General features: G+C 36.1%; 13 protein-coding genes. 1 reads left to right on the forward strand and 12 read right to left on the reverse strand.

Annotated features, from left to right (window positions below):
* Positions 1–64 precede the first annotated feature (64 nt).
* Positions 65–1,063, forward strand: a complete 999-nt coding sequence (locus tag AC1PU0_RS09165) for a LacI family DNA-binding transcriptional regulator (protein WP_069653084.1) — start codon at positions 65–67, stop codon at positions 1,061–1,063.
* Between the two features lie 128 nt (positions 1,064–1,191).
* Here AC1PU0_RS09165 and AC1PU0_RS09170 read toward each other — a convergent pair whose 3' ends face one another.
* From AC1PU0_RS09170 to AC1PU0_RS09225, 12 genes are all read right to left on the reverse strand, one after another.
* The gene (locus AC1PU0_RS09170) at positions 1,192–2,460 is read right to left on the reverse strand and encodes an ABC transporter permease (RefSeq protein ID WP_069653083.1); all 1,269 of its coding nucleotides are present in this window, start codon (positions 2,458–2,460) and stop codon (positions 1,192–1,194) included.
* Positions 2,453–3,352, reverse strand: coding sequence for an ABC transporter ATP-binding protein (locus AC1PU0_RS09175; protein ID WP_111248692.1), 900 nt, complete (start codon positions 3,350–3,352; stop codon positions 2,453–2,455). Before AC1PU0_RS09175 ends, AC1PU0_RS09170 begins: the two co-directional genes overlap by 8 nt.
* An 86-nt stretch (positions 3,353–3,438) precedes the next feature.
* Positions 3,439–3,819 (reverse strand): hypothetical protein, encoded by a 381-nt coding sequence (locus AC1PU0_RS09180; RefSeq protein WP_206848626.1) that lies wholly within the window; start codon positions 3,817–3,819, stop codon positions 3,439–3,441.
* Positions 3,820–3,874: 55 nt separating this feature from the next.
* On the reverse strand, positions 3,875–4,093 hold the full coding sequence (locus AC1PU0_RS09185; RefSeq protein ID WP_206848624.1) for a DUF2812 domain-containing protein: 219 nt from the start codon (positions 4,091–4,093) through the stop codon (positions 3,875–3,877).
* Positions 4,094–4,149: 56 nt separating this feature from the next.
* Entirely contained in the window at positions 4,150–4,470 is a 321-nt protein-coding gene (locus AC1PU0_RS09190) for a PadR family transcriptional regulator (RefSeq protein ID WP_069653081.1), read from the reverse strand.
* A gap of 175 nt (positions 4,471–4,645) precedes the next feature.
* Complete coding sequence (gene uvrC, locus AC1PU0_RS09195; RefSeq protein ID WP_479998223.1) at positions 4,646–6,445, reverse strand: excinuclease ABC subunit UvrC; 1,800 nt, start codon at positions 6,443–6,445, stop codon at positions 4,646–4,648.
* A 101-nt stretch (positions 6,446–6,546) separates the two neighbouring features.
* Entirely contained in the window at positions 6,547–6,861 is a 315-nt protein-coding gene (gene trxA, locus AC1PU0_RS09200) for a thioredoxin (protein WP_069653079.1), read from the reverse strand.
* 207 nt (positions 6,862–7,068) lie between these two features.
* On the reverse strand, positions 7,069–9,435 hold the full coding sequence (locus AC1PU0_RS09205) for an endonuclease MutS2 (protein WP_206848622.1): 2,367 nt from the start codon (positions 9,433–9,435) through the stop codon (positions 7,069–7,071).
* 42 nt (positions 9,436–9,477) lie between these two features.
* The gene (locus AC1PU0_RS09210; protein WP_111248696.1) at positions 9,478–10,026 is read right to left on the reverse strand and encodes a CvpA family protein; all 549 of its coding nucleotides are present in this window, start codon (positions 10,024–10,026) and stop codon (positions 9,478–9,480) included.
* A gap of 17 nt (positions 10,027–10,043) precedes the next feature.
* Complete coding sequence (zapA, locus tag AC1PU0_RS09215; protein WP_069653076.1) at positions 10,044–10,487, reverse strand: cell division protein ZapA; 444 nt, start codon at positions 10,485–10,487, stop codon at positions 10,044–10,046.
* 501 nt (positions 10,488–10,988) lie between these two features.
* Positions 10,989–11,747 (reverse strand): hypothetical protein, encoded by a 759-nt coding sequence (locus tag AC1PU0_RS09220; protein ID WP_206848620.1) that lies wholly within the window; start codon positions 11,745–11,747, stop codon positions 10,989–10,991.
* Positions 11,748–13,439, reverse strand: coding sequence for a hypothetical protein (locus tag AC1PU0_RS09225; protein ID WP_206848618.1), 1,692 nt, complete (start codon positions 13,437–13,439; stop codon positions 11,748–11,750).
* Positions 13,440–13,445 lie beyond the last annotated feature (6 nt).

Consider the following 13,445-nt stretch of genomic DNA (forward strand, 5'->3'; position numbering starts at 1 on the left):
AACTATTTTATGTTATACTAAAAAGTGAAGAATATTTTTTCTATTTAATTAGCGAGGTGTCAACATGACTACAATTATTGATGTAGCAAAAAAAGCACAAGTCTCAAAATCCACTGTTTCTAGAGTTATTTCTGGGAATGGTTATGTTGGTCAAGAAAGTCGAAAAAAAGTTTTAGATGCAATGGAAGCGCTATCCTACTCTCCTAACTTGATTGCTCGAAATCTTCAAAGTGGTGAAACAAAGACGATTGGTTTTCTTGCACATGGATTTATAGATCCTTTGGGTATTTTTCTTGAAAGTTTTATTTCTATTGCCAAATCCTATAATTACTATGTCACACTTTATTTTACCGATGGAGATCAAAAGAAAGAGATTGATGCCCTGAATCAAATGAAATACAAACAGCTCGATGGTGTATTTATTTTAACTAGGTCAAATAAATGGGAAGTAATCGAACCTTACAGTCTTTATGGTCCGATTGCTACTTGGCATCGAATTGATTCTGAACGCGTCTATTCTTCTTATATCGATCATTATTCAGGATACTTACGTTCGCTAGATTACCTTTATCAGCGTGGATACCGTTCGATTGGTCATGTTTTAGGGAATTCTGTGAATCTAAATACTAAGGCACGTATAAGAGCCATTGATGATTTCCACAAGGAAAAAAATATTTCAATCAACGAGGAATGGATCTTTCGTGATGATGATAGAGTGGACAATGGACGTCATATTGCCCAATTATGGCATGAAATGAAAACTAAAACAGATGCCATGGCGTTTTACACCGATTCAGTTGCAGCAGGTTTTATTTCTGAACTTCAATCTTTAGGCTATTCTATTCCCGATGATGTAGCTGTCATCGGTTTTGATAATAGCGAGATCAGTCGGTTGATGCATATTACAACAGTTGATTATTCAATCAAACTGCAAGCAGAAAATTCATTTATTTATATTCATAACCAGCTCAACAAAGAAACTATTCCAGAACAAGAAATGAGCGTTCGCTTAATCGAAAGGGAAACCGTTCCAATACGAAAACATGAAGAGGCAGAGACATAACTCTATGAGTCCTATCTCTGCCTCAAGGAATTCAAATAAATAAGGAGAGCTAAAGCAATTACTGCGCTTTGATTCGATCACATCAAATTCTAAGCGTTAAACACTTCTGTCCTAATTTCTTTTAATACCTATTTAACTATTTTTTTGCGTTCATTTTTCAGAATTGAAATCGATTGTTTCAATGATTTCAAAACGCCACCTTCGCTATAAACTAAAACGTTTGATTTATACAATTTAGCTGAAAACATCGTCAATAATAGACCGAACACAATCAAGATCCCTACAGAAATCAGCGCCCCTGCAGTAGTGACGGTTTCGCTAGCTAAACGAATCGGCATAATAAAAGATGAAATCAGCGGAATGTAAGAAGATACTTTGATCACAATATTTTGTGGATCACTTGTTCCTAATGTAATCCCAATGAAATAGCCAATCATAGCAATGTAGATGATCGGTTGAACTGCTTTTGCCGTGTCTTCTGGTTTTGATACCAATGACCCACATAATGCTGCTAAGACTGAATAGACCAATACTCCTAACACAAAAAATGCTAAAGTGAAGAATAAAAAACTACCAAAAATAGTCGTGGAAGAAAGACCTTCTAGAAATCCTTTTACGATATCCATGTCTTTCAATTGTGTATACCCAATCCCGATTGCCGCTGCGTAAATCACAATTTGAGTAAGTGCAACCAAAATGACCCCAGTCAATTTTCCATAAAAATGCGTTTGGGCTTTTGTACTGGATAAAATAACTTCCATGATCCGGGTTCCTTTTTCAGAAGCAATTTCCTGAGCAATAATGGATGCATACGTGATAATAATCACCCAAAGAACAATCGTTATCACAAATGACATTGCTGATTGAATCGCTGTATTATCTTGTCCCGTTATCATTTTTCCATTATCGTCAAAGCGAACTTTAGTCTTCTCAAAATTCGCCGGTTGACTTAAACTTGCTAATTGTTCTGTGGTTAAATTAAGTTTACTTGCATTGAATGAAGATTGAAGACCGTTAAGCATTTGCCCCATCATCAATTCTGTCGTTGTTCCTAAAGAAGATTCTGCATATAATTCTCCATGAATCTGTTCTGATTTAGTTTCTAAAACAAGAAAAGCTTCAAGATTTTTCTCTTTTAATTGTTTCTCAGCTTCTTTTTGCGATTTCATTACTTTAAATGTATAATCATCTGTTTTTGACTGTGCTAATTGTTCTGCTAATGCTTGATTATCAGAAACAAGACCCACTTTCGTCTCCTCAGAAAAACCACCCGCCAAAGAACCAGCAATATAAATAATTCCCATGACAATAAAGGGTACAAGGATCATAATAATAAAGGAAAGAGATTTAACATTCTTTTTATATACATCTCTCGCTATAATCCAAAATTTACTCATTTGGTTCACCTGCTTTCATCTTGAATATTTCTTCTAAGGTAGGTGGTTGCTGATTGAACATCGGAATATAGCCGAACTGTGTAGCACGAGCAAAAATTTCTTGCCCTGCGTCTGGATCATTTAAGGTTACTTCAACAACACCATCTCCGCGTTTTACTGCAGACTGAACCCCGTCGATTGCTAAAACATCTTCAGGACTCAATGGCGATTCTAAGAAGACTTTCGTGCGGCCGAAACTTTCACGAATTTCATGAACTTTACCATTAAGAACCATTTTCCCACTTCTTAGCATAACAAGATGATCACAGATTTTTTCAACATTATCCATATTATGGCTGGAGAAAATCACACAGGACCCCTTCTCTTTTAATGCAATGATCCCATCTTTTAATAGCTCAGCATTCACTGGGTCTAGTCCACTAAAGGGTTCATCTAGAATCACTAATTTTGGTTCATGAATCAATGTGGCAATCAGTTGAACTTTTTGTTGATTTCCTTTTGAAAGTGATTTTACTTTATCCGTTTTTTTCCCTTTGACTTTGAACTTCTCCATCCATTCATCAATTTTCGGTTCAATTTCTTTCTTCGTTTTCCCTCTTAATTCAGCAAAGTAAATCAATTGCTCCTGAATAGAAACTTTTGGATACAAACCACGTTCTTCTGGTAAGTATCCAATATCGTTATAGTCTTTACCACTTAGCTGATGACCATTCCAAAGGACAACCCCACTATCTTGTGTCAAAAAGTCTAAAATCAAACGGAAAGTTGTCGTCTTCCCAGCACCGTTTTGACCAATTAGTCCTAGTATTTTTCCATCTGGAATTTCAAAAGACATGTTGTCAACAGCTGTATAATTTCCAAATGTTTTAACCAAATTCTTTACTTCTAACATTATCCATCCTCCTATTTTCAAATTAAAATCTATTTTTATTCAAAAGTACAGTTTCTATTTTATTCGTCAACATATTCTTTGACCTTTTAACAGATTGTACTATGTGCCCCAATTAGTTTAAAAAAGTTCTTTAATAAAAGACTGAACAGCATTCCTACAATAGCACCTAAAATTGCTAAGACTATGGAATCTCTCAGAACTTTTTGTCGTTTGGCAAAACGTTCTGGATGATGATAATATTTTGTACGATCCCAATAAATAATCAATGAAAAGACAATTGTTACCGTTACTCCTAGCGGTAATACGGTGAGCATCGTCCCTAAAGATAGTAAAATACCTCTGACAAACACATTCCCTAAAATATCATTTTGAGATTCTTTTGTTAAGAACACAAGCATAAGGAAACAAATACCGATCGGTAAATAGATAAGCGCGCGCAGGAATAACCATAGCCATTCTTTCTTCATACGAATCCAGTAACTGTCAGAATCTGAATAGATTGTCGGTGTCTCTCATTCAGCTTTAAAAATAATAATATTTATCTTTATAATTGCCTATATTTTTCCAACCAGCTTCTTTATAGATTACCAAATATTCAGATAATTCTTCAGATGATCCCTCAAAGAAATCGACTGAAAAATCCTTTTTTTCCGGATTTCCCTTTTCGAATACAATAAAACCAGCTTGATTCATTTTTTCAAAGTGCCAGCCATCTTGTGCTTGTCTTTTTAAAAGTTGCATTTCTTTTTCTGGATAAAATGTAATTCCCTTTGAAAAAATGTATTTCTTCCCCTGAATTATGATCCTTTTTTTCTCCTTTTTTCAGCTAATAGACGGTTTCCAGCTTGATAGAGAAGTTTCCTGCGCTCAATATCTAACTCTAAAATTGCGAGCCCTTTATCCGTAATTAAATACGTTTTCTTCCGTTCGTTACTTTCTTCTAGCGTGATCAACTCGCTCTTTTGTAACTTTTTTAAAATAGTGTACATACTCGCTGGACCAATGTCGACTTGGCCATTCGTTACTACATTTACTTCTTTCATGATAGCGTATCCATGTTGCGGTTCTAGTAATGCTAACAGAATCAAATAAGTGGAATCCGTCAGTGTATCTTCCATGGTATCTTACTCCTTTATATCGTCAGATGATATATCACCTAACGATAGAGTATCGTGAATTTCTTCATATGTCAAACGTTTTTAAATGGGCTAAACCACTTTTTCTGTAATTATCGATTAAAATAAAAAGCTAAACTCATAAAAATGAATTTAGCTTTTTTTAGTTAATCAGCCATCATACGTTTTCACCAGAATCAGTTTCATCCTGATGCAAGTGATCGTAGACATTTTTAGCAACATTCTTTGGCAAACCAGATGCATTTAGTTCTTCAATCGAAGCGGCCGTGATATTTTTTAAGGACTTAAATTGTTTGAGCAACTCTTTTTTCCTTTTTGGACCCAATCCTTCTATATTATCCAAGCGAGAAGCAAAGCTGTTTTTACTTCTTAATTGTCGATGGAAGGTAATAGCAAAGCGATGGACTTCATCTTGAATACGCTGTAATAAAAAGAACTCTTGCGAATTTCTTTCTAGAGGAACAATAGCCAAATTCGGTCCAAAAAGTAGTTCGCTCGTTTTATGCTTATCATTTTTCGCCAATCCTGCAATCGGAATATCCAAGCCTAATTGATTATCTAATACTTCTTTCGCTGCATCAATCTGCCCTTTTCCTCCATCGATTACAATCAGATCTGGAAATGGGAGGTTCTCTTTCAAAACTCTTGAATAGCGACGATAAATCACTTCACGCATTGAGGCATAATCATCTGGACCTTTTACCGTTTTTATTTTGTATTTACGGTATTCCTTCTTATCTGGTCGACCATCAATAAAAACAACCATCGCCGAAACTGGATCCGTCCCCATAATATTCGAGTTATCAAATGCTTCAATTCTGATAGGTGTCGGGATATTCATCGCGTTTCCTAACTTTTCGACTGCCCCAATCGTTCGTTCTTGTTTCCGTACAATCAAATCAAATTTTTCCTGTAAAGCGACCGTCGCATTTTTGCCCGCTAACTTAACTAATTTCTTCTTCTCCCCGCGTTGAGGTTGTAGTACTTTGGTTGAAAGCATCGCCTCTACACTCGCAATATTAATGTTATCTGGAATCAAGACTTCTCTAGGAATAAAGTGTTCATTTTCTTGATAGAACTGCCCGATAAAGGTTAAAAAATCTTCTTCTTCTTCATTGTAAAAAGGAAAAATGGAAACATCTCTCTCAATCAACTTACCTTGACGGATAAAGAACACCTGAACACACATCCAGCCCTTGTCAACTGAATACCCGAAGACATCACGATCGACCAAATCTGCATTCGTCATTTTTTGACGTGTCATGACCGTTTCAATCGCTTTGATTTGATCACGATATTCTGCTGCCTTTTCAAATTCCATATTTTCAGCAGCTTCATTCATTTTTCGTTGTATTTCTTCTTGAATAACTGGGTGTCCTCCGTTTAAAAAACTTTTGATTTCTGAAACCATTTCTGTATAAGTTGATTTAGGAATATCAAAAACACAAGGAGCTAAACACTGGCCCATGTGGTAATAAAGGCAAACTTCTTTGGGTAACACTCGGCATTTTCTTAATGGAAAAAGACGATCCAGCAATCGTTTCGTCTCATTTGCTGCACCAACATCTGGATATGGCCCAAAATAAAGAGCTTTGTCCTTTGAAACTTTTCTAGTAATCAACAAACGAGGATAATCTTCGTTTGTAATTTTAATAAAAGGATAGCTTTTATCGTCTTTCAACATGATATTGTACTTAGGATCATTTTTGTGGATCAAATTGATTTCAAGTAATAATGCTTCAATATTTGATTCAGTCACTATATATTCAAAATCTTCTATCTCGCTGACAAGCCGTTCTGTTTTTGTATCATGGCTACCGCTGAAATAAGAACGAACACGATTTTTTAACACTTTTGCTTTACCAACGTAAATGATTGTTCCATTTTTGTCTTTCATCAAGTAACAACCTGGTTGGTCAGGAAGCAATGCTAATTTGTTTTTGATTCTATCGTTCATAATACTTCCTTTCTTCTTCCTTGATACATTATATTATACCATTATCTTTATAGTAAGACATAAAAAATAGGATGAAGAAGTTCCCCATCCTACGTTTGATTCTACAGATATTTTTCAATCATTGCACGTAACTGTTCTTTCGAATGAACACCTACTGCTTTTTCTACAACTTCACCGTCTTTTTTCAACAATAATGTTGGAATACTCATGATTCCAAATGAAGCGGGCGTTTCTGGATTTTCATCGACATCCATCTTCGCAATTTTCACTTCACTTTCATCATATTCTTCACTTAATTGCTCTAAAATCGGCGATTGCATACGACAAGGTCCACACCATGTTGCCCAAAAATCGATTAAAACAAGACCGCTATCTGTTTCAGTTGAAAATTCTTTATCTGTAATTACTTGTGTCATATTATAGCCCTCCTACGTATTAAAGCTGAACAGGATTGTCTAACCTTGAAAGAAGAAGAAGAAAAATTGATTGAGATCCCTTTAACTTCACTCTATTCTTATCTCCGTTCCAAAAAGTAGCCTGCAAAGCTAGTTGATGATTTCTAAAGTAATTATAGCACTCGTCTGTTCATTCGACTAGTTTTCTGCTTACTAAAGGTAAGCAGATTAATTAAATTTTACGATTGTTGCGCCATTACCACCTTGGTTACCTGGTGCGAATTCATAACTACTCACACTACGATGGTTTTTCAAGTAATCCGTAATACCTGTCCGTAAAGCGCCAGTTCCCTTACCATGTACAATCGTCACTTGAGGATAGCCCGCTAAAATCGCTGCATCTAAGTATTGATCGACTTCAGCCAACGCTTCTTCATACCGTTTTCCTCGTAAATCTAATTGGTTTGCCACATGACTACTTTCACTAGAACGAACTGCCGTCACTCTTTGCCTCGGTTCTTTTTCTGGGGCGACGGGTGTCATATCACTTTCGGCAACTGACATCTTTAATATGCCCAATTGAACTTGCCATTCATTATCGCTTGATTTACGAATCAACGTTCCACGTTGTCCATAAGTATTGACGATTACTTCATCACCTATTTTTAGTTTCTTTTGTTCTTTAGCTTTTTTTAGCACTTTATTTTTTTCTAGTTTTGCCTCTTCATGGTGAAGACTCGAAAGCTTAGATTTAGCATCGATTAATTGATGTTCTTTGATGCCACCTTGATTGCCACTGCTTAACTGCATTTTACGAATATCTGAAATAATACCAGCAGCTTCTTCCTCTGCTTGTGACACAAGTTCATTGGCTTTTTGGCGGGCTTTTGTCATTTCTTTTTCTCGCTCATCGAAAAAGTAACTATAGGCTTCTTTCAACTCATGATGCAAGCGCTCTGCTTCCTCTACATAATGACGAACTTCTAAATATTCCGTCTCAGCCATTTTACGACGATTTTCCAAATCAGCAATCATTTCATTAAGATCTTGGCTTTCACCGTCCATAATGTGTTTTGCCTCATCGATAATAGCTGTATCCAAACCAAGTCGTTTTGAAATTTCAAACGCATTACTACGTCCTGGAACGCCTATCAATAAGCGGTACGTTGGACTCAAGGTGTCTACGTCAAATTCCATACTAGCGTTAATCGTGCCTGTACGATTATAACCATAAACTTTTAATTCAGGATAATGGGTCGTTGCCATTACATAAGCACTTTTACTACCTAATGCATCTAAAATCGAAATCGCCAGAGCTGCACCTTCTTGCGGATCGGTTCCTGCACCTAACTCATCGAATAGGACTAAACTATGATTGTCTACTTTTTTCAAGACATCAACAATATTTGTCATGTGAGAAGAAAACGTACTTAAACTTTGTTCGATTGATTGTTCATCTCCGATATCAGCAAAAACTTCATCAAAAATACCCATTTGACTTTCTTCACCCGCAGGAATTGGTAAGCCAGATTGCCCCATCAGTTGAAGCAAACCAAGTGTTTTAAGGGTAATCGTCTTACCACCTGTATTTGGTCCTGTGATCACAACTGCCTGATATTCTTTTCCAATCGTGATATCGTTTGGAACAGCTTTGTCTTGATCTAATAACGGATGTCTGGCTTGCTTAAAGTAAATATGGTTTTCTTCACTGATTTTTGGAACAACTGCGTTTAGTTGTCTCCCGAATCGAGCTTTGGCATTTACAAAATCTAATTTACCAATAACGTATGCATTGTGCATGATATCATTTCGATACGGTACTAGCTCGGCAGACAACTCAGATAAAAGCCGCTCGATTTCGTTACGTTCTGCAATTTGATGTTGACGTAAACGATTGTTCAACTCAACGATTTGTTTCGGCTCTACAAACAATGTCTGACCTGAAGAACTTTGATCGTGAACAACTCCGCCAAATACACTCTTGTATTCTTGTTTAACTGGAATTACGTAACGTTCATTTCTCATCGTGACGATCGCATCACTTAAATATTTGGCATTTTTCCCTCTAACGATTCCATCTAATTGTTCGCGAATCGTCTGTTCTGTTCTACGAATATTATGCCGAATGATTTTCAATTCTGGTGAGGCTTCATCGGTTACTCGCCCCTCATCATCAATTGACTCTTTCAATCGTCGACTCAGTTCAGGTAAAACGACTAATTGATCGTTCCAAGCATAAAGTCTCAGTAGTTCGATCTCACTATCTTGTAAATCATCAAAGAAACGTATCATTTCAGAAGTTGTAGACAAGACACGTCCAATATGCGCCAATTCGATACCATTTAAATCAGCACCAATTTCAATTCGCTTCATATGCGGACGAATATTCTCTAACTTCGGAATTGGAATACCACCACGCAATCGCTGGACTTTCAAGCCATCTTCTGTTTCTCTTAACCAAGCCTGAATACTGGTCTCCTCATTTACTGGTACTAAATGTTCAACCTCTTCCAAGCCTTGAGCTGTAACAACATATTGGGAAATTAGCTGTTTGACCTTATCAAAGCCTAACGTTGTTAAAATTCGTGTATTCATTTTTTCACCTTCTGTTCTTGTAATGATTCTTAATGTTTTTTTTTATTTAATCATCTGCTCAATCCATAAATGGTAGATTTGTTTAGAAAAAATAGGGGTATCTTTTATGATAAAACTTGCTAATCCGCTGTTTTTAAATTGATTTTGGACTGAATCGACTGGCAACATCGATACAGTACTTAAAACTAAAAATACTCCAATATAAACGACGATCAAACTTATTAATCCGCCAGCTAGCCAATTTGCTTGTTTTAAGACTGGTACAAATACCAATCCATGCGCAAAAATCGCCAAAAATCGGACAACTAACCAACCTGCTGCTAAAATAAGCAAAAATGCTACCGCTCCGTAAAATGCTTGATCTAAATCAAGCGTTAGCTTTTGATTAAAGAAGACCAATTTAGTATCAGGTGTTGGTGATGGATACGGGATGAACAATTCTAGATGGGAAGCTAAACTTTTATAGTACGTTTTAGCTATAAAATAAGAACAAAAATAGCCAAATGTATATAACACTTGTAAAATCAATCCACGTCTAGCTCCTGTATAAAATCCAATGGCAAAAAGTAATAAAATAAGTAGTGTTAACATCCTGTCATCCTCTCAGATTATTGGTCTTGGGTGCTTTTACTTTGAATCTGTTGTTTTCGATTTTCATTTAAGATTTGCTGAGCTTCCATATGATTGTGTATTTCTACATCTTCTTGTCCATTTTTTTTCAGAACGACTCTTGCTTCTTCTTCTATTGCTTCGATGCGTTTGATTCGATTTTCTAGTTCAGCCAGTCTGATTGTACGTTTTTTTAGTTCTGCTACTTCTTGTTCTAAGTTAAGCACTTTTTCTTGTTTTTTTAACTGATCAGAAATGGCATTGATCGCTAATAAAACAGAGGCTTGTTCATCGTTTGTTTGTGGTGAGATATGTTTGATTTCAGCTAGTTGTTCATTGACCAATTTCGTTACTAAATCCATATGTTGTTTGCTTTCTTGTCCGATGATTGTATAGGTATGATCGGCAATCACAGCTTTATATCTAGTTTTTTCTTTGACCATGATAGTGTTCCCTCCTGTAGTGATCCATTACATGCTATTGTACCATGAAAGTTATTATTGTGCGTTCTCAAATAAACCCTTTCTTATTATATGCTACTAAATCAAAAAATTAAAGGTCTAGTGTTATTATTACAGCTTTTATTAGATTTTCACTTAAAAATACCTTTTTTAATACAAGTTATAAATTTTTCCAAAGAATCCCTAAACTAAATTATAAAAAACGAAATGAGGGTGGGACATGACTCTACGAGTCACATTCCACCCCCTAAAGAATTCAGATCAACGGTTGCTGTAGAAGCAAGCAGTACGCTTTGCATCTAGCACATCAAATTCAAAGAACTAAAGCACTAAGATAATTAAGCACTTCTTTCCCAACCTCACTACAGATTGTATAAAACTATTAAATAACACTTTCGACTAAATGTGCCATCGAGTCAAAAGGATATACAATATTTATCTATAAAATAAAATGGTTTTATTAACTCTTACCAGTGCCACTCGCTATTTTTCTGGATCTAGCGCATCATTTACATCCTTATTCCATTTCTTTTTGTTCCACGTTGTAATTGCTTTTAGCGAATTACTCGTATTTTGTGGATCTGGATAATAGTATTCAGCCGTAATATTTCGACGATGCTGATCAATCGGTATGTCAAGTACAATCGCCTTTTCAGCAGTTGATAGTTCCTGTAAACCAGATGTCTTATCAAATGATCGATAGGTATCACCATCGATTTTCACGACAATTTTTGTCACATTTCTATAATAAGCAGTTAAACGTTTATTGATTACAGATAGTCTCACATACGCTTTCCCATCTTCGATGATCGATTCAGTTTCATTTTCGCTTCCTTTTTTAGGCATTGGACTTGTCATCGTTGCTTCGTCTGTCAACGTTTTTTGATTCTCCAAAATAAAGTCGACTGGTATAAATGGCTCTTCATTTGGTGATTTCCCTTGCGCTTTTACAGTTAAACTAAACTCTGGTGAGCCTTCTGGAACATCCGTCACTTTAGTGGAAAAATTGAATGTAAGTACATCATCCTTGGTTAAAGTGTCAACATTGACGGACAATATCCTTGATGCCTGATCATACTGCCCAATAATTGGTTTCCCATTTTTTTCAAAAAAGAAGGTAAAACTACTTGATGAATCATCAAGATCAGCGGGAATCTCGGTAGTGAAGAGAACATTTCTAATCACTTTTTTTGATTCGGATGGATGATTGTTCGCACTTCTTATTTCGCCTGAATACGTCAATTAACTACCGATTCTAGTGATATCAACTTCTTTATTCGTTACAGGATCTTTTTCTTTCGTACTAGCTTCGACCTTCAAGTTTTCTAATGTCAACTCTTCTGGCATTACATCTTCAACAGACATTAGTTTAGCGGGCTTAAATCGGTCATTTTGTTTGCCTGACTTAACTGCATCATGATAGCCTTTATAATGCCCATAACTGCTACTTGACGGCATACTATTGCCACCAATGCCATTAGGATCTTTACTATACGTATTTAATTGCTCTTTATCCTTTAAATCATCAAGAACGTTGCTATCTTTCGCGAAAATTTCGATTGTTTCATTGGATGATAGATATCTCGGTAAATTGATTGTCCAATTCACTTTAGAATCCGTGATACTTTTCCCTTCACTCGTTACTTCTGTCAATGTACTCTCTAAAAATCGATTGTTTACTTTCGCAAAGATGTACATTTTTTCTGTTATTTGATTATCATGTCGTTTATCATATAAATCGATCGTGCCTTTGATTTGTTTGCTTGCATTTGTGAGGGTATCTGACTTTCCGGAAATTGAATCTTTTTCTATTGTTAATTCCATTGGCGGTGTGACATCTACTGTGGTGACTGATTTAACAAGAAGCGATGGAACTTCTAAACTGTCTCGATTTCTTCCACGAGTAGCACCGATAATTTCTACTTTATCACCAGTTTTAATAAAATCAGCTAACTCAATGATGACTATTCCACCTCGTGGTTTTTGCTCATCCCATTGCTGAACACCTGGAAGATTTTTTGCACCTTTGTATCCTTTTGTCAGAACTTCTTTTTCCATGAGTACAGTATTGCCTCTTGTAATTTTAACTTTCACTAGAACTTCCTTTTCCCAAGCATCTCGAATTTCTTCTCCATAACCGACTTTTACGCTAACATGCCCATAGATTTTTTTATCAGCATTCGTTGGAATTCTCAGCTCATCTACGATTGGGGCAGAACTATTACCACTCATACGAGCATAATGGTTAGCTCCTTTATACGTACTTTGATTAAATTCATCTACATAATCGGTACTTACGATTGTTTCGAAATTCCGTCCTTTTAATGTATACGAAATCGGTGCCCAATAAGCATCTGGATCTTGATCTAAATCAAGGCCATTTTTGATTTCCCAAACAGAAAGATAAGATTTTTTCACTTTAAAGGTGCCATTATTAGAGCCATTTGAGAATACTTGTCCCCCATTTTTACGGTTGTTTCTTATGTCATAAAAACTCGGTTGATCTAATTCAAAATCGGCTTGACCTGCTGATTGAATCACCCCACTATTTTGAGAATAGGTGTGTCCTTCTGCTCGAAACACAGTATCTTTCCCTACTAAAAACCTAAGACTACCACTTTGCGTCCATAGCGCTGGGCCTAGAGATGCATTGATGTATACTTCACTTTCCTTTCCTTCAAGAGAAAAGATCGACATTTTCCCAGAGCCATCTATTGGAAATTGAATCCCTTGTTTGCCACCTGTATCTGAACCATTTACCGGTCCACCATTATCAGATTTATCTGCCTGATTATTGATTTGAAGATAGCCACCGCTTTTTACAAAAAACTGATTGTTTTGTCCATACAAGCGAATACCGGATGCTGATCCATTCTTTTTGGTTATCGATACTTTCCCTTTGTTAGTGAGAAGAAATGTTTGCCCTCCAACCAATCGGAA

It is taken from the genome of Enterococcus sp. XAF26B05_ASV22 (assembly GCF_056727285.1).